This window comes from Bernardetia sp. Wsw4-3y2, from assembly GCF_037126295.1.
Classification (GTDB): Bacteria; Bacteroidota; Bacteroidia; order Cytophagales; family Bernardetiaceae; genus Bernardetia.
In genome coordinates, this window is record NZ_CP147017.1 from 768,907 (window position 1) to 791,160 (window position 22,254).

Below are 22,254 nucleotides of genomic sequence, written 5' to 3' on the forward strand. Positions count from 1 at the left end.
CATTCTCTAATTTCCAATCCTAATTTCCTAAAACCAAATGTCATAATGAAATTATCTCTCTTTTATACATCTATATTTAATTGTCTTTTTTTGCTTATTACATTTTCTGTTTCAGCTCAATTTGAAACAGGAATGCAAGAGCATAAAGGAATACGTTATAAAATTAGAAAAGTAGGAAAAGGAAAAATTCTTACAGATTCTAGTATTTTTCAAATACAGATGAAAATATTTAATTCTACAGATTCTCTTTTAAGAGATTCATATACAGAAGATACTCCTCTTTTTATAGATTTGAATGATAAGGCAATTAGAGAAATGTCTATGGTAGAAGTTATCAGAAAAGGGAAAATAGGTGATAGTCTGACCGTTTTTGTACATGCTGATTCTATTTTTTCAGAAGAACAACCACACCCTGACTTTATAAAAGAGGGGAGTTGGATTCGTCAAGAAATTCGTATTATCAAAGACTATACTACTCAAGAATATGAGGACACTAAAATAAAAATACAGGAAAAGAGGGAGAAAGATTTTTCAAGAAAAGTAAAAGAAAATGAATATAAATTAGACAGTATTTCCAAAATACAAGTTGAATACATTGAAAAAACGTATTTTGTAGAAAAAGGAATTACAAATTATAAAAAAACAGAATTTGGACTTTTATATACAATAGATAAACAAGGCAGAACAGACATCGAAACAGGAGATAAAATAAAAGCTCATTATAAAGGAACACTACTAAAAACAGGAGAAAAATTTGATTCTTCATACGACAGAGGTGAGCCTATTGAAGTAGCTATTGGAATAGGACAAGTAATACAAGGCTGGGATGAAGGAATCCCACTTATTGGAAAAGGTGGAAAAGGGACTTTATATATTCCTTCTAATTTAGGATATGGTTTACAAGGTTCTCAAGGAGCAATTCCACCAAATACAATGCTCATTTTTGAAGTAGAAGTGCTAGATGAAGATTTGGATAATAATCAAGATTATGAAAATGAACAAGAAGAAGAAACTACTTCTCAAAAAAAACCAAACACTTATTATATCGATGATAATCAAGAAGATTATATCGAAAATGTATATCTAAAACTCAACGACATTACCGATTATAAAAAAACAGTATCTGGACTTTTTTATAGAATTGAAAAGCAAGGAACACCAATAAAAAAAGGAGAAAAAGTGAAAATTCGTTATGAAGAAACTTTTCTTATGACAGATGAAAATCTTGATTCTTCTCATGATTCAGAAAAAATATATGAAATTACTATTGGAAAAGGAAATTTTATAAAAGGTTGGGAAGAAGGAATTCCTATTATTGGGAAAGGGGGAATAGGTTATTTGTATATTCCTTCCAAACTAGCTTACGGAAAAGAAGAAGTAGGCGAACAACTAGAACCTGATGCAATGCTTATCTATAAAATAGAAATCCTAGAAAATTAAAAACTAAAAAACAAAATCATTAAAAACTAATTATTACCAAAATGAAATTATCAAAGTATATTACAATAAGCCTTTTATTGCTTTTCATTGGAGGTGCTTTATTTTCTTCTTGTAAAAAAGATGAAAATAATGAAACACTAACTAATAATCCATCAAGTCCATTAGTGCAAGATAGTATTCTTCAAGTTTATTTTACTGAAAATAATATTACTCCTCAAAAAACACAATCAGGTTTGTATTATGTCCTTGATGAACAGGGAACACCTATTCAAAACGGAGAAAGAGTTACAGTAAACTATGAAGGAAAACTATTATCAGGAGCTATATTTGATTCTTCTTTTGGTAGACAACCATTTACTTTTACCGTTGGAGGTGGTGTTATAGATGGTTGGAATGAAGGTGTACCTCTCATTGGAAAAGGAGGAAAGGGAACATTATACCTTCCTTCCCATTTAGGATATGGAGCTAGAGGAGCAGGTTCAGATATTCCACCCTATGCTATATTAGTTTTTAGAATCGAAGTATTCAATTAACAATAAAAAAATCCTTCTTCGAACAGCAATAATAATAATTATCCATTTTAGTAAAAAATCAGCTAAAAAATGAAATCATCAAAATATATTTTCCTGCTTTTATCTATTTCATTTCTATTTTCATCTTGTAATAAAGATAAAATAGAACCTCTAATAGACGCAACTGTACAGGCAGAGCGAGAAGACCAAATTATTCAGCAATATTTAACTGAAAACAACCTTACAGCCGAAAAAACAGATTTAGGGATTTATTATATTGTCTTGGAAGAAGGAGAAGGCACAGCTACGCCAAATAATGGAGCATCAGTAGTAGTAAATTACGTAGGAAAAGTTCTTTATGGAAGACAGTTTGATAGCTCTTATGAAACCAATAACCCTTTAGAGTTTACTATTGGTGCTGGTTCGGTAGTAATAGGATTTGAAGAGGCAGTCAAGCAAATGAAATTAAAGGAAAAAACACGTTTTTTTATTCCATCTCGCTATGCTTATGGAGAGGCTGGAAGAACAACTCAGGAAGGAAGAGAAATAATTCCAACGCTTTCCACTCTAATTTTTGATATTGAGTTAGAACAACTTTAAGTTGTTGTTTTGTAAGAATAAATACAAAATTATTTTTGAAAATGATAAAATAATTCTTATATTTGCAGGATATTTTGGCTTCAAATGTATAGTTTTGGTTCTAAATCAAAACAAAATTATAATTACATATCCAAAATATAGCATTTTTCTTGTTTTTATCTGCATTTTATTTAGAATTATAAAAAGTATTCCAAATTATTTGAAATTACTTCAATTCACAATTTTTTAATTAAGAATAAAACCGTAAAATTTAATAGAGAGCTAATTTTAAAATAACTCTTTACCTAATTTTAGGGATTTTTCTGACTTTAATAAGTTTAGACAAATAAGAAAAGATAAAAAATGATTATTTAGAAGCAGTAATAAATAGCTATAAAGCATTATACCAACAAATTAGCATTAACTAATTTATATCTACTTATAAGACGTAAATTTCTAATTTGTAATTGATAAAGAATAAAGCATTCCATTTCGTTCACTCAAACCTATACGAGCCTTGGCTACATTAAAACACGGCAGAATAAACTTTCGCAAAACGACCTCCATTTTAGAATACCCACACTTCCTAGATGTGCAGGTAAAGTCGTTTCAAGATTTCTTCCAACTAGGTACTCCTCCTGAAAAAAGAACAGCAGACGGACTCTATAAAGTATTTATGGAGAACTTCCCAATTTCTGATTCAAGAGATAACTTTGTTTTGGAATTTGTCGACTATATCATAGACCCACCAAAATATTCTGTACAAGAATGTGTTGATAGAGGTCTTACTTATGCAGTGCCTTTAAAAGCAAAGCTACGTTTACTTTGTAACGACGAAGACAACGAAGATTTCGAAACAATCGAACAAGAAGTATTTTTAGGAAATGTGCCTGTAATGACTGAGCGTGGCTCTTTTGTTATTAATGGTGCAGAACGTGTTATCGTTTCTCAGCTTCACCGTTCACCAGGCGTTTTCTTTGCTCAAAGTAAACATACTAATGGTACAAAATTATATTCAGCACGTATTATTCCATTCAAAGGTTCTTGGATTGAATTTGCGACAGATGTAAACAATATCATGTATGCTTACATTGACCGTAAGAAAAAGTTTCCTGTTACAACTCTTTTGCGTGCTATCGGATATGGGACAGATAGAGAGATTTTGGAACTTTTCGGTCTTTCTGAAGAAGTAAAAGCTACTAAAGCAAATATTCAGAAAGTTGTGGGTAGAAAACTAGCTGCTCGTGTTCTTCGCACTTGGACAGAAGACTTTGTAGATGAAGATACAGGAGAAGTTGTAAGTATTACTCGTAACGAGGTACTTTTGGAGCGTGATTCTGAAATTGAAGAGGAGCATATCCAAACTATCATCGATTCAAATACAGAAGCAATCATTCTTCATAGAGAAGATATTAATATTAATGATTTTGCAATTGTCTATAATACATTACAAAAAGATAATTCAAACTCAGAAAAAGAAGCAGTTGAGCAAATTTACCGTCAGCTTCGTAATACAGAAGCACCAGACGAACAAACAGCTCGTGATGTAATCCAAAGTCTTTTCTTTAGTGAAAAACGTTATGACTTAGGAGAAGTTGGTCGTTATAGAATCAACAGAAAACTAGGTCTGGATTTAGAAATGAGTGTGCGTGTCTTGACAAAAGAAGACATCATCCGTATCATTAGACACCTTATTACTCTTATTAACTCAAGAGCAGTCGTAGATGATATTGACCACCTTTCAAATCGTCGTGTACGTACTGTAGGAGAGCAACTTTATAGCCAATTTGGTGTTGGTTTGGCTCGTATGGCTCGTACTATCAAAGAACGTATGAACGTTCGTGATAATGAAGACTTTAAGCCAGTTGATTTGATTAATGCCCGTACTTTATCGTCGGTTATTAATTCATTCTTTGGAACAAATCAGCTTTCACAGTTTATGGATCAAACCAATCCATTAGCAGAGATTACGCACAAACGTAGAATGTCTGCCTTAGGACCTGGTGGTCTTTCTCGTGAACGTGCAGGTTTTGAGGTTCGTGACGTTCACTATACGCACTATGGTCGTTTGTGTACTATCGAAACTCCAGAGGGTCCAAATATTGGTCTTATCTCCTCACTTTGTGTTCATGCAACCGTAAACGGTATGGGCTTTATCGAAACTCCTTATCGTATTGTTAAGAATCAGAAAGCAACTAACGAAGTTAAATTCTTAACAGCAGAAGAAGAAGATGAGCAAATTATTGCACAGGCAAATGCAACATTAGATAGTAAAAACAAATTTACATCTGACCTTGTAAAATGTCGTTTAGAGGGAGATTTTCCTTTAGAGTCTCCAGAAAATATAACATACATGGACGTTGCACCAAATCAAATCGTTTCGGTGGCAGCTTCTCTTATTCCATTCTTAGAACATGATGATGCCAACCGTGCCTTGATGGGTTCGAATATGCAGCGTCAAGCCGTTCCTCTTTTGCGTCCACAAGCACCAATTGTAGGTACAGGTCTTGAAAGACGTGTTGCAATGGACTCTAGAGCATTAGTTGTAGCAGAAGATGATGGAGTAATTGACTATGTAGATGCTAAGAAAATTGTAGTAAAATATAATTGGACAAAAGAACAAAAATTAGTAAACTTTGATAACGAGTTTACAACTTATACCCTTACTAAATTCCGTAGAACTAACCAAGATACTTGTATCAACTTACGTCCTATTGTATTGAAAGGCGAAAAAGTAAAAAAAGGAGATGTTCTTTGTGAAGGATATGCAACTGAAAAAGGAGAGCTTGCACTTGGTCGTAACCTTATGGTTGCTTTCATGCCTTGGCAGGGTTATAACTTTGAGGATGCAATTGTTATTTCTGAAAAAGTAGTAAGAGATGATATTTATACTTCAATCCACATTGATCAGTTTGAGCTTGAAGTTCGTGACACAAAACGAGGAGAAGAAGAATTAACTTCTGAAATTCCGAATGTAAGCGAAGATGCAGTTAAAGATTTGGACGAAAACGGTATTATCCGTATTGGTGCAAAGGTAAAAGAACAAGATATTTTGGTAGGTAAAATTACTCCTAAGGGAGAAACAGACCCTACACCAGAAGAAAAACTTCTTCGTGCTATCTTTGGAGACAAAGCAGGTGATGTAAAAGATGCTTCTATGCGTGCTTCTGCTTCGCTTCAAGGTGTTGTAATCAATACACAGCTTTTCTCTCGTCCTAAAAAGGATAAAGATATGCGTGCAAAAGTACGTAAACAGGTGGATGTTTTGAAGAAAGAATATAGCCGTGACCTTGTTGGAATGCGTTCGCAGATGATAAGCAAAATGGCAGATCTTTTAGAAAATAAAACTTCTCAAGGAATTGTTCATAAATACGGTGATGTGGTTTTGGCAAAAGATTCAGGTTTCAATCCACAAAATATTGAGCAAGCATTCTTCCCAAGCAAAAACGCATACCGTGATGAGAGTAACTATAATGTTCCAGAAGAAGTAAACTTTATCGCTGATGTAATCTTGAAAGATTTTACAGAAGATGAAGAAACTAATGAACTTTTGGCAGAACTTGTAAAAAATTACAACCAAAAACGTAATGAAATTACAGCAGAGTTCAAACGTCAGCGTTTTGCGCTAGAAGTTGGAGATGAACTTCCTGCAGGAATTGTTAAACTTGCAAAAGTATATGTTGCTAAGAAACGTAAACTTAAAGTAGGTGATAAGATGGCAGGTCGTCATGGTAATAAAGGAGTTGTGGCTCGTATCGTTCGTGAAGAAGATATGCCTTTCCTTGCTAATGGTGTTCCTGTTGATATTGTCTTGAATCCTCTAGGTGTACCTTCTCGTATGAACTTGGGACAGATTTATGAAACTATCTTGGGACATGCAGGTCTTAAAATGGGTAAAAAATATGCTACACCAATCTTTGACGGAGCAACTGAAGAAGAAGTAGCAGCAGAAATCAAAGAAGCAGGCTTACCAGAATGGTGTAAGATGGAAGTTTTTGATGGACGTACTGGAGAAAAATTTGAGCAAACTGTTACGGTAGGAATTATGTACATGCTTAAACTAGGTCACTTAGTTGATGATAAGATGCATGCTCGTTCTATCGGACCTTACTCACTCATTACGCAACAGCCTTTGGGTGGTAAAGCTCAGTTTGGTGGTCAGCGTTTTGGAGAGATGGAAGTTTGGGCATTAGAGGCATTTGGAGCTTCACACATCTTGAGAGAAATCTTGACAATTAAGTCAGATGATGTTCTTGGACGTGCTAAAGCGTACGAATGTATCGTAAAAGGCGATAATATGCCAGAGCCAAACATCCCAGAGTCTTTCAACGTATTGATTCACGAACTTCGTGGTCTTGCTCTTGAAATTACATTAGACTAATAATTTAATTTGTCATTGGTGGAAATACCAACGCAAATTTCTATATAAATAAAAAATTCCCTTTTACTTTTCGGAGTAGAAGGGAATTTTTGCTTTCTTTGAATTACTTTTAAAGAAATGCTACTAACCTCTTATGGAATTAAAGATAATACATACTTCTGCTACACTTTTTATATTTGTTTCTCTGCTTTTGGCTACATTTTTATTTACGGTCAAGACGGAAAACAAATTAGGTAATTTCTTTTTTGGGCTTTTTACAATACTGACAGCCATCAATATTAGTGGCTTTGTGATTTATAACTATTTGCAAGCCTACCCTAAAATAGAGTTTTTACGTAGAACATTATTCTTATTAGAAATGCCTTTATTTTATCTCTATTTCTGTTCTGCTTTAGATAGTAATTTTAAATGGCGACCCAAATATTTAGTTCATAGTATTCCTTTTCTGTTTATTCATCTTATTTCTATTCCTACCTTTTATCTAAAAGCAACAGAACAAAAGATATTTTTTTTACAAAATAATAATTCTTCAATAAGCTATTTTTTCTCTGTCTTTGGCGAAATTCAATGGGTATTTTATATTATTTTGATGTTCTTTCTTTTAATGAAATTTAAAAAAATCTACCTTGAAAATTACACACAATCTGATAATCTGACTTATAGATGGCTTTTTCAATTACTTCTAACTTTTAGTTTAGCTCATTTTTTTGTGGTAATAAAAGATATTTTGAGTTATACAGAATATAGTAAGTTTTTTCTTTGGATTAATATTCTTGTAAGTATTATCGCACTTATAGTGCTTTGTAGTTTTGTTTTTAAAGCTCTTTATTATCCTACTCTTTTCAGAAAAATTGATTTGAATTTAAAATCTACAAAAGAATTTATTCAAGAAAAAAAAATAAAACAAGTAGACAAATTAGAAGAAAATGAAATTATTGCTTTAGAAGAACAAAATCAAATTCAAGATAAAATAGGACGTAAAAATGAGAATGAAGTAAAAAATAACTCAACTTCAATTACTGAAAACTCAAAACAAAATAACCTTGAAATAAATAACCAAATTCAGAAGCTAAGAGAATATATGATTGAACATGAACCTTATCTTGAACCTTCCTTAACTATTCAAGAATTAGCCAAGCAAATTCAAATTCCTGTTCGTGATTTATCAGTTTTAATTAATCATCATATCAACCAACATTTTTTTGATTTTATCAATGAATATCGAATCGAAAAGGCAAAATCTATTCTAAAAGATTCTACAAAAAATCAAGTAACTATCTTAGAAATTCTCTATCAAGTCGGATTTAATTCAAAATCTTCGTTCAATACAGCTTTTAAAAAATACACAAAGACAACTCCTTCATTATATCGAAAAACTCCTTTTTAAGCATCTAAAGGTAGCTTTAAAAAAGTTGCACTTTATAAAATGTAAAAAGTCGTACTCATTTTTTTCATAAAAAGAGTACGACTTTTTTTAGTCGGTCGCATCCATTTGATTTTATCCTCAATTTTGTTTCATAACTTTTTTATCACACCCAAATAAACTTTTAAAAAATTATGAACTCACAAAAATTATCTTTTATCAAAAAAGCACTTCTTCTTTTAGTAGTCTTTTGTAGCTTCTTTTTACTATCACTTTCACAAGCAAAAGCACAGCAAAAAAAAGACATTAAAAACTATATTTTCACAGAAAAGTCAACACTAAAAAACGAAATTTCAGCAAATCAGAAGCATCATTGTAAAATACAATTGAAAGAAAATCAGTTTCTTATTCTCAAATTAGAACAGCAAAATGCAGACGTAATTATTACAACTTATGATTCTGAAAATAATAAAATAGAAAGTTTTGATAGTCCGAATGGAAAATTTGGCACTGAAATTATTCTACTTACTTCTACAAAAGCAGGACACTATACCTTAGAAGTAGAAATGTTAGAAAAAAATGCTGAGGCTGGAAAATACGAACTTTTTGTAAAAACAATAAAACCAAAAGCAATAACTCCAAACGAAAAAATAGATGAGCTTTTATCTATTTATGATAATTCTGATACTCCAGGAGTTGCAGTTTCGGTTACAAAAGATGGCAAAACGATGTATCAAAAAGGGTTTGGAATGGCAAATTTAGAGTATAATATTCCAATTAGTCCAACTTCTATATTTTCGGTGGCTTCGGTTTCTAAGCAATTTACAACATTTTCAATTTTACTTTTAGAATCAGAAGGAAAACTATCTTTAGACGACGATATAAAAAAATACATTCCAGAACTTGAGAACCTCAACACTTTTGGCAAAACAATAACGCTGCGAAACCTTGCCAATCATACTAGTGGACTCAGAGAACAAAGTGATTTGCTTTACCTATCAGGTGTGGGTTTTGTAGATGTAGTTACAAATGAGGATGCTTTTAAAATAGTTACTAATCAAAAGGAAATCAACTTTGAAGTAGGTTCTCAGTATGAATATTGTAACTCTGCATTTATGCTACTAGCAAAAGTGGTAGAAAGAGTTTCAGGAAAGTCTTTTTCAGCATTTACACAAGAAAGAATATTTACACCTTTGAATATGAAAAATTCTTTTTTCTTAGATGATGCAGAAAGAATAATAAAAAATAGAGTGTACTCATATTCTCCTTTCGGAAGTGGTTATCAAAAAAATCTGCTCAATTATTCTATTGTTGGTTCGACTGGACTTTGCACAACTGTAGAAGATTTGAGTTTGTGGGCATTAAATTTTGAAAAAGGAATTGTAGGAAATACAGGTATTTTTGATAAAATGCAGACAAAAAGTAAACTCAACAATGGGGAAGAAATATCGTATGCACTTGGACAAGAAATCAAAAATTACAAAGGGTTAGAAGTAATTTTTCACGGTGGAGGTGATGCAGGTTATCGTTCTTATTTACTTCGTATTCCTAGCCAAAATTTTACTTTAGCTATTGCAGGTAACTCAGAAACATTTAATCCACTAAGTATAGCCTATAAAATTGTAGACTATTATTTAAAAAATGAGTTAACTGCTCCCAAAATAACAGAAGTAAAAGAAACAATAAATATCAAAAATGAAATTTTAAAATCATATCAAGGTAATTATGAAGTTATTGCAGGATTATTTTTTACAATTACTTCTAACTCAGATACATTATTTGTAGAAACATCTGATAACAATCAAAAAACAGAATTATATCCTATATCTAAAAATGAGTTTATGATGGGAAATTATAAGCTCTCATTTCACAAAAAAGAACCTGAAAAAGATTTTTACTTAAAACTGACTATTTCTGACTTTGAGTATAATGGAAAAAAAGTATTTTTGAAGTCATTTGATAAATCAAAGGTAGATGTAGAAGAATATACTGGCAGATATTATAGTGAAGAATTAGGAACAAGTTATATTTTTAGAGTAAAAGACAATAAACTTGTAGCTACCCATAATAGAAATAAAGATATAGAATTAATGCCTTTTCAACAGAATATATTTACAAGTAATCAGTGGTTTTTTCGTAAAGTAGAATTTATCAGAAATGAAAAATTAGAAATTATTGCCTGTAAAGTATATAGCGCAAGAGCAACTATTTTATTTAAAAAGGAAGATTAATTAAAGTAGGACTTTATCAAAATAAAACTCAGCACTAGTTTTATTTTGATAAAGTCCTATATGTTTATACTTTTCTAGTTATTTTCTCTAGTTCTAAAAATACTTTTCAAATCCATTGCTCTATCCATAATTCGTTTATTATTTCCAAAGAGAAGAATTACATCAATAATCAAAATAATGGTAAAAATAGCAGAAACTAAATTATCAGCTACTCTGAAAGAATTTCCAAAACTATAACTTAAATTATAAGCGTACGCACCAAAAACACCTGCTAATTGAGGAATTCCGATAGGTGCATTTCGAAGCACAGATTGCCACCAACTTAGTCTGTTTTCATTTCTTTCTTCTACTACTTCAATATTCATTAAGTTTTTTCCTAAACTTAAAGAACGTCCTTTATATGAAAAATCTCTTAATAAAAAGTAAGTCCAAAGCAAAGGAGAAAGTGTGTAAGAAAGCATATATTGAACAAGCCAAACTAAAGCTAAATCTATCAAAACACTTCCTAAACGGTGTCCTGCACTCACTACACTTTGTAAATTTTCATGAATTTTAAAGTTTGAATTTACTCGGCTATAATATTCAGCCGAACGTTTTTTGAAATGTCCTAGTGAAGTGCTTTGAGGAATAGCAGGAAGTGTGCGTGTTTGATTGCAATGGCGATTGCCTAAATATGCCCAACTATCCGAATGAAAAGCAGATTTACACTCAGCACAAAGCACAATTTTGTCGCCAGCTTCCAAAGTATCGCCTGTAATTGGATCAATACGTGCTTGAGTTAAGAATTTCTCGTGTTTTTCAGGGTGTAATTGATGAATATGCATGATTTATAAATCTTTTAGGAAGTGCTAGTTTGTAGGGCTTATATAAGTAATACGTTAGAGTTTCGCTTTGTGTTGTAAAGATTACTCGTATTTTACTTTAACTTTGATTTCTTATTCTAAAATACTAAAATTATCCTTAAAAAGTTCTTTTCAGATTCTTATAAAAACTAAATACTGAAAAATTTAACTTTATTTTTTGACCTAGACATAATACATTTTGGATTTACTTCTAAAATCTGACTTCTGACTTCAAAATTTATTTAATATCTTTGAATCATTATTCTCAAAAGAAATTCAAAACACAAATTCACATCTAAAAAAAGAAATTATTATGAGTAAAGTATTGATTATTGGTGCTGGTGGAGTTGGTAATGTTGTTGTCAAAAAATGTGCAATGTTACCTGATGTTTTTTCAGAAATTATGCTTGCAAGTCGTACGCTTCCAAAAGTAGAGGCTGCTGCAAAAGAAGTAAAAGAACTAACAGGAAGAGATATTCAGACAGCAAAAGTAAATGCTGATAATGTTGAAGAACTGGTTACACTTATCAAAAAATTTGAGCCAAAATTAGTTATTAATGTAGCTCTTCCTTATCAAGACTTACCAATTATGGATGCTTGTTTGGAAACAAAAACACATTATTTAGATACTGCTAACTATGAACCAATAGATGAAGCAAAATTTGAATATAGTTGGCAATGGGCATACAAAAAACGCTTTGAAGAAGCTGGAATTATGGCTCTTTTAGGCTGTGGCTTTGACCCAGGGGTAACTGGCGTTTTTACAGCACACGCAGCAAAGTATCATTTTGATAAAGATGGAATGGAATATTTGGATATTGTAGATTGTAATGCAGGAAGTCATGGAAAAGCATTTGCAACCAATTTTAATCCTGAAATTAATATTCGTGAAATTACTCAACGAGGAAAATATTGGGAAAATGGTGACTGGACAGAAACTGAGCCGTTAGAAATCAATAGAATGATTAATTATCCAGAGGTAGGACCAAAAAAATCATTTTTATTATATCACGAAGAATTAGAATCACTTACTAAAAACTTCCCTTCTTTAAAAAGAGCTAGATTTTGGATGACTTTTTCAGATGAATATATTACTCATTTGAGAGTTTTGGAAAATGTAGGCATGACAAGAATTGATGAAGTAGAATATCAAGGACAAAAAATTGTTCCTCTTCAGTTTTTGAAAGCAGTTTTGCCAGAGCCTTCTTCTTTGGGAGAAAATTATGAAGGACAAACTTCTATTGGATGTCATATTAGAGGAACTAAAGACGGAAAGCCTGCTTATTTCTTCATTTATAATAACTGTGACCATGCCAAAACATATAAAGAAGTGGGAGCGCAAGCTGTTTCTTATACAACTGGTGTACCTGCAATGATAGGTGCAAAAATGATGTTGGAAGGAAAATGGATGAAAGCTGGGGTTTGGAATGTAGAAGAGTTTAATCCAGATCCATTTATGGAAGATTTGAACAAATATGGCTTACAATGGCATGAGAAATCAAGTGACTTTGTAGAGTTTAATGATTAATACCATGTAACAAAAGTAATTTAATGTTTATTTTGTGTGTTCAACTCCTCAGAGTTGGACGAAACGCTTCTGAGGAAGCGAAACATTCAGTTCTGAGGAACTGAATGCACAATATAAGGTAACTTATTAACTGTATTAATACCGTGTAACAAAAATTTGTTTGTGTTTTTAATATTGTCAGTGGGCACACCAACAATAACATAATTATCAATTAAACAGGATTTTAACCCTGTTTACATTCTGTATTAATATTAAATTTAGATCCTTAAAAAAACTCATTCTATAAAAAATATAGAATGAGTTTTTTTATTTCTAAAAATTTAATTTATCAGATACTATTATTTTTTCTTCTTTTGCATTTGCATCGGATTTGGAGAAGAATAATTGTTATCTCTTCTATAAAGTTCAAAACGAGTAGGAACTTCCTGACGAGGATATGAATTATTATAAACATCTGTATCAGCTGTTTCCAAATTTGGATCTAAACGGAAAGAAACTACTTTTTTCTTAGTCATAAAGACTTTGCTAAACATAGCATTATCTTTTCTCCAAACTTCAGCAGGAATTTTTTGCATTTCTTTGCTTCCATCAGCATAAGTAAATTCAATAATTACAGGCATTACAAGTCCACCTATATTTTTAAAATCTATTTGATAAAAATAAGGGTTGTCTTTGATAAAAGTACGCTCTTCATCTGTTAAGCTACTCATATAACTTTCATAGTTTTTCTTTGCTTCAGCTTCTGTTACTCCACCATTATAAGAATTGTAGAAATCTTTAAGCTGTGGACGACGCTCCAAACGAGTTGTTTTTAGAGCTGTTTTGTTGCGTTGTGATGTAATGCTTTCTTGTTCTTTCTTAGTTGCTTTTGCTATTTCAGCATTTGCAGAATTTGGCTCAAAGAACATTACATTTTCAATAGAAATATCTACATTATCAGTCGTATAGAACCAACCCCACCAAAACCAATCTAAATCAGTTCCAGAAGCATCTTCCATAGTACGGAAAAAATCAGCAGGTTTTGGATGTTTAAACGCCCAACGTTGTGCATATTCTTTAAAAGCATAATCAAAAAGCTCTCTTCCCATAACCGTTTCTCTCAAAATATTAAGAGCTGTTGCTGGTTTTCCATAAGCATTGTTTCCAAACTGTAAAATCTCTTCCGAATCTGTCATGATTGGCATAATGCCAGCTTTTTCCCCTTTCATATAATCTACAATATCTTTTGCATTTCCACGTCTTGAAGGGTAATCACGTTGCCATTCTTCTTCCGTAATAAATTGCATAAATGTATTTAATCCTTCATCCATCCAAGTCCAATGACGCTCATCAGAATTGATAATCATAGGGAAAAAGTTATGTCCTACTTCATGAATAATTACCGAAATCATTGAATATTTGATACGTTCAGAATATGTTCCATCTGTTTCTGGTCTTCCACCATTAAAACAAATCATTGGATATTCCATTCCCCAAACAGGCCCATGAACCGAAATAGCAACAGGATAAGGATAATCAATTGTATGTTTTGAATACACTTCTAATGTGTGGGCTACTACTTCTGTTGAATATTGTCCCCAAAGTGGATTTCCTTCTTTTGGATAATATGACATTGCCATAACTGTCTTACCATTTGGCATTTTTACTGCCATAGCATCCCAAATAAATTTTCTAGAGCTTGCAAAGGCAAAATCACGCACATTTTCAGCTTTGAATTTCCAAGTCTTTGTTTCTTTTGCTTTGTTTTTTTCTGCTTTGGTTGCTTCATCTTGTGTAACAATTACGACAGGAATATCAGAAGTTTGAGCTTTTGCCCAACGTTCTTTTTGTGCAGGTGTCAAAACTTCATCAGGATTCTGTAAAACGCCTGTTGCTCCCAAAATGTGGTCAGCAGGAACAGTCATTTCTACTTCATAATCTCCAAACTCTAGCGCAAACTCTCCACGTCCTAAAAATTGTTTGTGTAACCAACCATTTACATCGTCATAAACAGCCATTCTTGGGAAAAATTGAGCAATTTCATACAAATAGTTTTTATCACCTTCAAAATACTCATATCCACTTCTGCCACCATATTTTAATTGATCTTGAATATTATAATTCCATTTTATTTGAAAAGAATATTTCTCATTTGCCTTCAATGGCGTTGGCAAATCAACTCTCATCATTGTTCTATTGATAGTGAAAGGGAGTTTTGTACCATCTGTTGTCATCACGCCTTCAATATTGAAACCACCTTCAAAATCAGAATTTCCTGTTACATAAGCGATTCCTTGTAAAGTTGTCTTTTCGTTTAGCGTTCCTGTAGAAGTTTTGTAGGTATCAGAATCTTTTGCTCTCATGTTTTGGTCTAACTGTACCCAAAAATAAGAAAGTTCGTTTGGCGAATTGTTATGATACGTAATTGTTTCTTGACCTGTAATGCGCTGTTTTTCGTCGTCTAAAGTAAGTTGAATTTTGTAATCTACTTTTTGTTGCCAATACTCATGCCCTGGTGCGCCAGAACCTGCACGATAAACATTTGGTGTAGGAAGTTCTTGATCAAGTTGTTTGAAATAAGAACGATTTATATTTTTATCTCGCTGTGCAAAGGCATTTTGAGAAGCAAAACAAATAAACATGCCTACTATAAAAAGTAGCATATTTGAATAATTGTATTTAATATTCATTGAGAAAAATTGATAAATGAAATAGTTTGATTAAGTCTATAAATGCTAAAAAAGAAATATAGAAAAGAGATTTTTTCAAATTTAAGTAATTCACAACTATTTTATAGTAATTAAAGGTGTTTTGATATGTTATAATATTTTAATTTGCTTGAGTGGTCAATTCGTTTTTTTAAATAAATATCACTTTATTGTTAAGAGGAAAAGTGAGATTATGCTATAAGAACTTATTTTTTAATATAAAAAACCTAGTTCCTAGTTTTAAAACTTTGTTAAACTAATAAAGTAGGAACAACGTTTGAACAATACTTTTTGATTCTGCGTTTGGAATTAGATAAGGATACATTTTACTCTCTTTTTTTATTTCAAGATTACTACTACAACCAAATTTTATCTACACTTTTTAAAAATTATTTATGACAATTACGTTTATTTTTTCAAGAAAATTACTCTTTTTTTTAGTTGCTAGTTGTTGTTTTATTAATTTTTCAGCTACTGCTCAAAAGAAAAACACTGATTATATAGGTAATTTAATCGAAGTATTTGGTGAAGATTGTTTTAAAGACAGTTTTCATGGTTTTGTTTTATATGACTTAGATAGTTCGAAATACATTTTTGAATATAATGCCGATAAATATTTTACACCAGCATCAAACGTAAAAATAGCTTCTCTTTTTGCAGCAACCAAAATTTTGAGCGAGCGTTTGCCTTCGTTAAGTTATTTTGAAAAAGGAGATTCTCTTATATTTTGGGGAACAGGTGATCCTACTTTTTTGCATCCCATTTTTGGAAATTCTGCTGTAATTGATTTTCTATTATTAAAATCTAAAACAAAAAAACTCTACTTTTCTACTACTAACTATAAAGATGAACCTTTTGGCGATGGTTGGGCATGGGAAGATTATCGAACGACGTATGGCGTAGAAAAATCGGTTTTGCCTATGTATGGAAATGCTGTCTATTTTGAGGCTGACCCTTCATGTGAAATTGAAGTCTATCCATCTATTTTTAAGAATTTGATAAAAGAAAATAGTGATATAAACACTAATAACTTTAGGGTAGAAAGAGATTTGGGTATCAATTCTTTTGAATATAATATTGGAGATTTGTATTATAAGAATGGAAAATCTATCCCTTTTCATGCTACACCAGAACTTATGACACTGCTTCTAAAAGATAAATTAGGTTTAGAGATTACCCATTTGGATTATCCAATGCCTGAAAATACATCTACATTTTATACAGCAAAAAGTGATGAAATGTATAAACGAATGATGCAACAAAGCGACAATTTTTTGGCAGAACAGACTCTTCTTATGTGTTCGGCAGAGCTTTTTGGAACACTTTCTACACAAAAAGTGATTGAATATTTGGATGAAAATTATTTTAATAAATTTTATAATCGTCCTCGTTGGGTTGATGGTTCTGGTCTTTCTCGTTATAACCTTTTTACACCTCGTAATTTTGTAGAAATGCTTAAATCTATTCGTAAGGATATGGGAGAAGAAAAATTATTTGAAACACTTGCTATTGGAGGAGAAGCAGGAACATTAAGACGTAGATACGAATTTTCAAGAAATGCAAAACCATTTTTATATGGAAAAACAGGTACAATAAGTAATAATCATTGTTTGAGTGGCTTTTTGATTACTAAAAGTGGTCGCAAATTCTGTTTTTCATTTCAAAATAATCATCATAGAGAATCTTCAAGAACTATAGGAAATAAAATGGAAGAAATTTTGACAACTATCCATAAGTTGTATTAAACGTCATCACTTATCTAAAGGTCTAATAATAAATTAGTTAGGAGAAATCAAAACACTCTTATTTTTCCATAGCGACAGGTTTGCAAACATGTCGCTATGGAAAAATGAACATTAATAAATTAACCGTGATAATGTTCATTAAACCTAAAGTGTTTTTTGCTAAAGTAACTTTAAAACATCAAAAAAGGATTTTCCATAAATTAGAAGTTCTGAATTCTAATTTATGGAAATATAGCTTATCAGTTTATCTATCTAACAAAACTGATGAGCCAAACCAAAATCAAACTGACAAGTAAACCTGCAAATACTTTCAATAAATCAGAACCTATCATTCTCAAAATTGCTAGTGTATCCGAATAACGTGGATAAAGAGGATGGTTCAAAATATCTTGATTATCATCAGTAAAAACACCTGTATCTAATATACCTTCAGAACTCTCTTTGAAGCCTTTCTTTCTAGCTTTTTTCTTTTCTTGTTTTAGGCGAGCTTCAAAAGCAGCTTGCATATTTATACGAAGATTGAGCATTAGTTCACGTCCAGCCAAAAGACCAACAAAAACCCATGTTGTACTCATTGGAATATCGCTCATTTCTTTGAAAACAAACAAAACAATTCCATAAATAAGGTCAATAATAGTAGCCGAACGAATATCAGTAGTATTAGTTTTGGTTGTCACAATTTTCTGAATTTTGCCACCACGACTATAAAAAATATAACCCAATAGAGCCAATAACATAAGCATTGACAAGACAAAAGCAGTAGTAGAAAGGTCATTTCCACGAGGGAGATAAACATAAATATTGGCTAAATCTTGAATCAACCATTGCGACCACAAAAACCCAGTCGAAATCCATTGTAAAACAGTCCAGATTCTCTTTTCATTCTTCTTTATTTCCTTTCTAATAAAATTCTCTTCAAAAAAACGACTTATCAAGAAGTAAACAAAAATAGCTGCTCCAAAAGCAACCAAATAACCCAAAGCAGATTTGGTAACCATGCTTCCAATATTTTTGGTCGCAAAAACACTCAACACTAAAAAAGTCGTGCTGACAGGAATGCCGAAACGAGTAATAATTAGTAAAACTAAAGGAGGCAAGACATGCCACCATTGCAATACTTCAGGAAAAGGAATTTTATTAAGTCTTCCATAGGCTACTCCCTGTCCAGAATACCAGCCGTAAAAAAGCACACTTATCAAAATAAATCCTGTATAAGCCCACAGCAGATACCAAGGCGTTTTTCCATTGGAGCTTATAAATGTTCCTAATGTTTGAATTACATCATTACCCACCACCGAATAGGCTGCAAAACTAAAACCCAAAATCATAAATATGATATGAAAATCCATTTTTGTACTTAGTTATTTTTATAGACTAGTATAGTATATTAATTTATCAAAATTTGTTCTCTTAAGCTCACTTTTTTTTTTCTTGAATCAAGGAAGAGTCTTGTTTTGTCTCTGTTGTGCTTACTTTCTGCAAATCTAAGTCATTCTGTTGGAAAGAACTATAAATCATGCCAAAAGGAAGAACAAAAAACACAACTAACAAATAAGCCAAAGCACTACTTCGATTATTCATAGCAGCCATTCCTAGACGTTGTGAAAGAAAAATTGGAATTCTACGCATAAAAGGAATCACTAAAAAAATAATAGCACCAATAAGATTAAATAAAATATGAACTAACGCAATCGTAACGGCTGCTTCTGACTTAAAAAGGGCTGCTAAAAGTGTTGTGAGTGTTGTTCCGATGTTTGCTCCTACAATAAAAGGAAATGCTTTTTGAATATTTACTTTACGAGTAGCTACCAGAGGCACAACCAATGAAGTTGTTACAGAACTAGACTGAATAGCTGCTGTAGTGATAAATCCCCATACAAAAGATTTCCAAGTGCTTCCAAAAAAAAGTTCGTGCATTTGTTGTCTTTGTTTTCCTATCATTTGTTCTTTTAAAAGATTAATAAATAATCGAATAGCCAAAAACAAACACAGAATAGCAAAAATCAAAATTAAGATTGGATAATCGTGTAATTGACTAACCACAAAATTGGAAGGAATAGAAATGATAGGAGGAATAAAATTTCCAGAATTAGCTGAAAAAGGAAGTAGTTCAGTTACATACTTAGCCAAATCAGATAAAAAATGAGTATAATATTCTAATGGAAAAAGAATCAGAGCAGTCAAGACATTAAAAAAATCATGTAAACTAGCTGCTGCAAACGCTTTTCTGAGTTCTTTCTTTTTTGAAATATGTCCCAAAGCAACAATAGCACTCGTAATAGTTGTTCCTACATTTGCTCCCATAATGATAGGAGTAGCTGTTTCGATAGTCAGTGCGCCTGCTGCTACGGCTGCTACCACCATTGCTGTAACAGTAGAACTACTTTGCAGAATGGCAGTGATTAGGAGTCCTATAAAAATTCCAACAAAAGGATGCGCCGAAACTGAAAAAATAGTATTTGCTACCTCTTTTCCAAACAAACGAAAAGCACTCATCAACATATCAATCGAAACCAAAAACAAACAAACAATCAATACTGCATATAAAATGCGAAGTAGTATCTTTGAAAGATTTGTTTTATTTTCGTTTCTTACAGGAAGAGGATTTTGCAGAGGTAGGTTCAAGATGAATTGAGTATTGTTCGTTTTATTGAATTTACTTTTTGATTACCCTAATTAAATGTATAAATAGGTATTCTCTAATTGACTGCAAAGTTAGTGTTTCATTTAGCCACTCTTGATATTTAGTAAGTGAACGATTTGTTAAGTTTAGTTTATCTTTGTGTTATTTTATTATTTTTCAATAGCAATTAGCATATAAAATGAAAATATATTTAATTCCAATTTGGTTAGAAGAAGGAAATAAAGAAAGTCTTTCACAAGAAATACCAATGATTATTGGGCAAACAAAATATTTTTTAGTAGAAAATTTACGAACAGCAAGACGTTTTATTTCTGCGCTCAAATTAGGAGTTGTAATAGATGATTTAATCTTTTTTCAGTTAGATAAAAAAACAACAAAAACTGAATTAGAAAATTACTTCAAACAAATCCCTAAGAATGATAAAAATAACGAACCTACAAAAGTGGGAATTATGTCAGAAGCAGGTTGCCCTGGAATTGCAGACCCAGGTGCATTGGCTGTTGAGTATGCACATAAAAATAATATTGAAGTTGTTCCTCTTGTGGGCGCATCATCAATTTTGCTTGCACTAATGGCTTCAGGCTTTAATGGACAAAATTTTGCCTTCCATGGTTATCTTTCTATTGATGCAACCAAACGCAAAAATGAAATTAAGAGTTTAGAGTCTGAAAGTCAGAAACTAAGGCGTTCACAGATTTTTATGGAAACGCCTTATCGAAATAATTCTTTACTGACAGATATTTTGAAGGTCTTGAATCCGAAAACAAAAATTTGTGTTGCTTCAAATATTACTTCTGAAAATCAATTTATCAAAACAAAAACGGTTGCAGAATGGAAAAAAGAAATACCCGATTTACACAAAATACCGACAATTTTTGTTTTGTATGCTGTCTGAATGATTTGAACCACAGATTTAAGAGAGAAACAGAAGAATCCAAACCCATTTTTTTTCTGTGGAGAAGTACGTTTTTGATTATTTTTTCTTTGTTATTCTCTCTAGTTTCAAACTCTGCTCAAGCCCAATTAATTTCAGCAGGTTTTCTTACACAGGGAAATTATTCAAGAATACGCAATATCGAAAATTTTCGTCGGTTGGCATATGGTGCAGGAGGGTTTTTAGAAATACAATTGAAAGATAATTGGCGTATTCGTCCTCAACTTTTATACAGCCAAATAGGAGGAGATGTAGGGGAAGTACGAGCAAATACAACTTCTTTGAGGCTTCATTATATAGAAAATCAATATTCATTTTCTTATATTTTCGAAGGAAATTACTGGAATTATCAAGTTTCGGCAGCACTTTCAGGAGCATATCTTTGGAAAGCTCAGTATGACAAAAATCCTAGTTAACGTGAACTCGGTATTATTTAGGTACAAATATTCTAGGTTTTTCTGGGTAGAAATGATAAGCTACTATTGTAGCTGCCATATGCGTAAATGCGTTTATAGGCTTCCTATGTCTAGAATGTTCTAAGTCAAAAACAGAAATTAAAATATCATTTACAGATTCAATAATGGCTCTTTTTCTAAGTGTGTATTTTTCTTTCAATGTGATGAGTTGATTCTTCATATTTTTTTTTGTTTTAGTTATCATTTTAAGTCCCTTTTCATAGAGTTGTTCCCAAAGTTTTGTCAAATACCCTTTATCACCAAAGCAATTTCCTTTCAAATTTTTTAATAAATTTTTGAGTAGATCGTGGTTATTATCAGCCTTATTTGCTGCTGTAATTTCAAAAGCCATTACCTCTCCTAAATGATTGATGACTAAGTGAAGTTTAAATCCAAAAAACCACCCCATTGACCCTTTTCCTCGTTTTGCAATGTCTTTGAACACTTTATGAGAGTGAATACGACGATTATCAGAAACAACTATTTTCTTAGAATCAATGAAGTAAGTACCTGTTTCTTCACTTTTAGCACACAGGAGTTTGGCGAGTACATACATAGGTAAACTTACCCTTTCTATTAATTCTAAAAATCGGTTATAGGAGCAAAGTTTAGGAAAATAAGGGACTAAATCGTTACACACAAAACGTTGATAATAGTATTGAAAATTCTTATAACCTGAGTAATTATAATATACTAAAATAGTCATTATTTCACTAGCTGATAACTGGGGAACACGAGTAGGAGAAGGGGTGAAAGTAGAACTGCTTTTTGTTCCCACCCATTTACTAGATACATAAGATTGAGCTTGTAAACAGAACTCATCTACTAAATAAAAAATACCGATTAGGTGGTCTTCGTCGAATTTTATAGTTTTGTCAAACATAAGGCTAAAGAGGTTAAAGTTGAGTAGAGC

At 31.8% G+C, this 22,254-nt stretch carries 15 protein-coding genes; 10 read left to right on the forward strand and 5 right to left on the reverse strand.

The genetic code is table 11. The annotated features are described in order from the left end of the window. Positions 1 to 45 precede the first annotated feature (45 nt). From V9L05_RS03040 to V9L05_RS03065, 6 genes are all read left to right on the forward strand, one after another. Positions 46 to 1,440 carry an FKBP-type peptidyl-prolyl cis-trans isomerase gene (locus tag V9L05_RS03040; protein WP_338814338.1) on the forward strand — a complete coding sequence of 465 codons (1,395 nt, stop codon included), beginning with the start codon at positions 46 to 48 and terminating at the stop codon, positions 1,438 to 1,440. Between the two features lie 41 nt (positions 1,441 to 1,481). Continuing rightward, positions 1,482 to 1,973 (forward strand): FKBP-type peptidyl-prolyl cis-trans isomerase, encoded by a 492-nt coding sequence (locus tag V9L05_RS03045; RefSeq protein ID WP_338814340.1) that lies wholly within the window; start codon positions 1,482 to 1,484, stop codon positions 1,971 to 1,973. Between the two features lie 69 nt (positions 1,974 to 2,042). Further along, positions 2,043 to 2,552 carry an FKBP-type peptidyl-prolyl cis-trans isomerase gene (locus V9L05_RS03050; RefSeq protein ID WP_338814341.1) on the forward strand — a complete coding sequence of 170 codons (510 nt, stop codon included), beginning with the start codon at positions 2,043 to 2,045 and terminating at the stop codon, positions 2,550 to 2,552. A gap of 496 nt (positions 2,553 to 3,048) precedes the next feature. Further along, positions 3,049 to 6,912, forward strand: a complete 3,864-nt coding sequence (gene rpoB, locus V9L05_RS03055) for a DNA-directed RNA polymerase subunit beta (RefSeq protein ID WP_338790385.1) — start codon at positions 3,049 to 3,051, stop codon at positions 6,910 to 6,912. Between the two features lie 133 nt (positions 6,913 to 7,045). Continuing rightward, positions 7,046 to 8,299, forward strand: a complete 1,254-nt coding sequence (locus V9L05_RS03060) for an AraC family transcriptional regulator (RefSeq protein ID WP_338814342.1) — start codon at positions 7,046 to 7,048, stop codon at positions 8,297 to 8,299. A gap of 170 nt (positions 8,300 to 8,469) precedes the next feature. Continuing rightward, entirely contained in the window at positions 8,470 to 10,506 is a 2,037-nt protein-coding gene (locus tag V9L05_RS03065) for a serine hydrolase domain-containing protein (RefSeq protein ID WP_338814343.1), read from the forward strand. A gap of 74 nt (positions 10,507 to 10,580) precedes the next feature. Here the strand turns inward: V9L05_RS03065 and V9L05_RS03070 are convergent, their stop codons facing one another. Next, positions 10,581 to 11,330, reverse strand: coding sequence for an RDD family protein (locus V9L05_RS03070; RefSeq protein WP_338814344.1), 750 nt, complete (start codon positions 11,328 to 11,330; stop codon positions 10,581 to 10,583). A gap of 331 nt (positions 11,331 to 11,661) precedes the next feature. On the opposite strand from V9L05_RS03070, the gene V9L05_RS03075 reads away from it, so the two are divergent. Beyond that, positions 11,662 to 12,876: a saccharopine dehydrogenase family protein gene (locus V9L05_RS03075; RefSeq protein WP_338790381.1), complete on the forward strand. Its 1,215-nt coding sequence runs from the start codon at positions 11,662 to 11,664 to the stop codon at positions 12,874 to 12,876. 338 nt (positions 12,877 to 13,214) lie between these two features. Here the strand turns inward: V9L05_RS03075 and V9L05_RS03080 are convergent, their stop codons facing one another. Then, positions 13,215 to 15,545: a M1 family metallopeptidase gene (locus V9L05_RS03080; protein WP_338814345.1), complete on the reverse strand. Its 2,331-nt coding sequence runs from the start codon at positions 15,543 to 15,545 to the stop codon at positions 13,215 to 13,217. 413 nt (positions 15,546 to 15,958) lie between these two features. Here V9L05_RS03080 and V9L05_RS03085 point away from each other — a divergent pair, with 413 nt between their 5' ends. After that, a complete protein-coding gene (locus V9L05_RS03085; RefSeq protein WP_338790379.1) occupies positions 15,959 to 17,308 on the forward strand; it encodes a D-alanyl-D-alanine carboxypeptidase in 1,350 nt (449 codons plus the stop codon). 248 nt (positions 17,309 to 17,556) lie between these two features. On the opposite strand, the gene V9L05_RS03090 is transcribed toward V9L05_RS03085, so the two are convergent. Together V9L05_RS03090 and V9L05_RS03095 are read right to left on the reverse strand one after the other, a co-directional pair. Continuing rightward, complete coding sequence (locus tag V9L05_RS03090; RefSeq protein ID WP_338790378.1) at positions 17,557 to 18,657, reverse strand: hypothetical protein; 1,101 nt, start codon at positions 18,655 to 18,657, stop codon at positions 17,557 to 17,559. 67 nt (positions 18,658 to 18,724) lie between these two features. Next, positions 18,725 to 19,933, reverse strand: a complete 1,209-nt coding sequence (locus V9L05_RS03095) for a Na/Pi symporter (RefSeq protein WP_338790377.1) — start codon at positions 19,931 to 19,933, stop codon at positions 18,725 to 18,727. A 197-nt stretch (positions 19,934 to 20,130) separates the two neighbouring features. Between V9L05_RS03095 and V9L05_RS03100 the strand changes: the two genes are divergently transcribed. After that, on the forward strand, positions 20,131 to 20,847 hold the full coding sequence (locus V9L05_RS03100) for an SAM-dependent methyltransferase (protein ID WP_338814346.1): 717 nt from the start codon (positions 20,131 to 20,133) through the stop codon (positions 20,845 to 20,847). Positions 20,848 to 20,936: 89 nt separating this feature from the next. Further along, positions 20,937 to 21,302 carry an outer membrane beta-barrel protein gene (locus V9L05_RS03105; RefSeq protein ID WP_338814347.1) on the forward strand — a complete coding sequence of 122 codons (366 nt, stop codon included), beginning with the start codon at positions 20,937 to 20,939 and terminating at the stop codon, positions 21,300 to 21,302. Positions 21,303 to 21,315: 13 nt separating this feature from the next. On the opposite strand, the gene V9L05_RS03110 is transcribed toward V9L05_RS03105, so the two are convergent. Continuing rightward, complete coding sequence (locus V9L05_RS03110; RefSeq protein ID WP_338814348.1) at positions 21,316 to 22,224, reverse strand: IS982 family transposase; 909 nt, start codon at positions 22,222 to 22,224, stop codon at positions 21,316 to 21,318. Between the last annotated feature and the right edge of the window lie 30 nt (positions 22,225 to 22,254).

Excerpts from the sequence above, each read along its gene's own strand:
- V9L05_RS03100 (WP_338814346.1), top strand. The coding sequence starts at position 20,131 with ATGAAAATATATTTAATTCCAATTTGGTTAGAAGAAGGAAATAAAGAA.
- V9L05_RS03075 (WP_338790381.1), top strand. The coding sequence starts at position 11,662 with ATGAGTAAAGTATTGATTATTGGTGCTGGTGGAGTTGGTAATGTTGTT.
- V9L05_RS03040 (WP_338814338.1), top strand. The coding sequence starts at position 46 with ATGAAATTATCTCTCTTTTATACATCTATATTTAATTGTCTTTTTTTG.
- V9L05_RS03070 (WP_338814344.1), bottom strand. The coding sequence starts at position 11,330 with ATGCATATTCATCAATTACACCCTGAAAAACACGAGAAATTCTTAACT.
- V9L05_RS03080 (WP_338814345.1), bottom strand. The coding sequence starts at position 15,545 with ATGAATATTAAATACAATTATTCAAATATGCTACTTTTTATAGTAGGC.
- V9L05_RS03085 (WP_338790379.1), top strand. The coding sequence starts at position 15,959 with ATGACAATTACGTTTATTTTTTCAAGAAAATTACTCTTTTTTTTAGTT.
- V9L05_RS03060 (WP_338814342.1), top strand. The coding sequence starts at position 7,046 with ATGGAATTAAAGATAATACATACTTCTGCTACACTTTTTATATTTGTT.
- V9L05_RS03045 (WP_338814340.1), top strand. The coding sequence starts at position 1,482 with ATGAAATTATCAAAGTATATTACAATAAGCCTTTTATTGCTTTTCATT.
- V9L05_RS03110 (WP_338814348.1), bottom strand. The coding sequence starts at position 22,224 with ATGTTTGACAAAACTATAAAATTCGACGAAGACCACCTAATCGGTATT.
- V9L05_RS03065 (WP_338814343.1), top strand. The coding sequence starts at position 8,470 with ATGAACTCACAAAAATTATCTTTTATCAAAAAAGCACTTCTTCTTTTA.
- V9L05_RS03050 (WP_338814341.1), top strand. The coding sequence starts at position 2,043 with ATGAAATCATCAAAATATATTTTCCTGCTTTTATCTATTTCATTTCTA.
- V9L05_RS03090 (WP_338790378.1), bottom strand. The coding sequence starts at position 18,657 with ATGGATTTTCATATCATATTTATGATTTTGGGTTTTAGTTTTGCAGCC.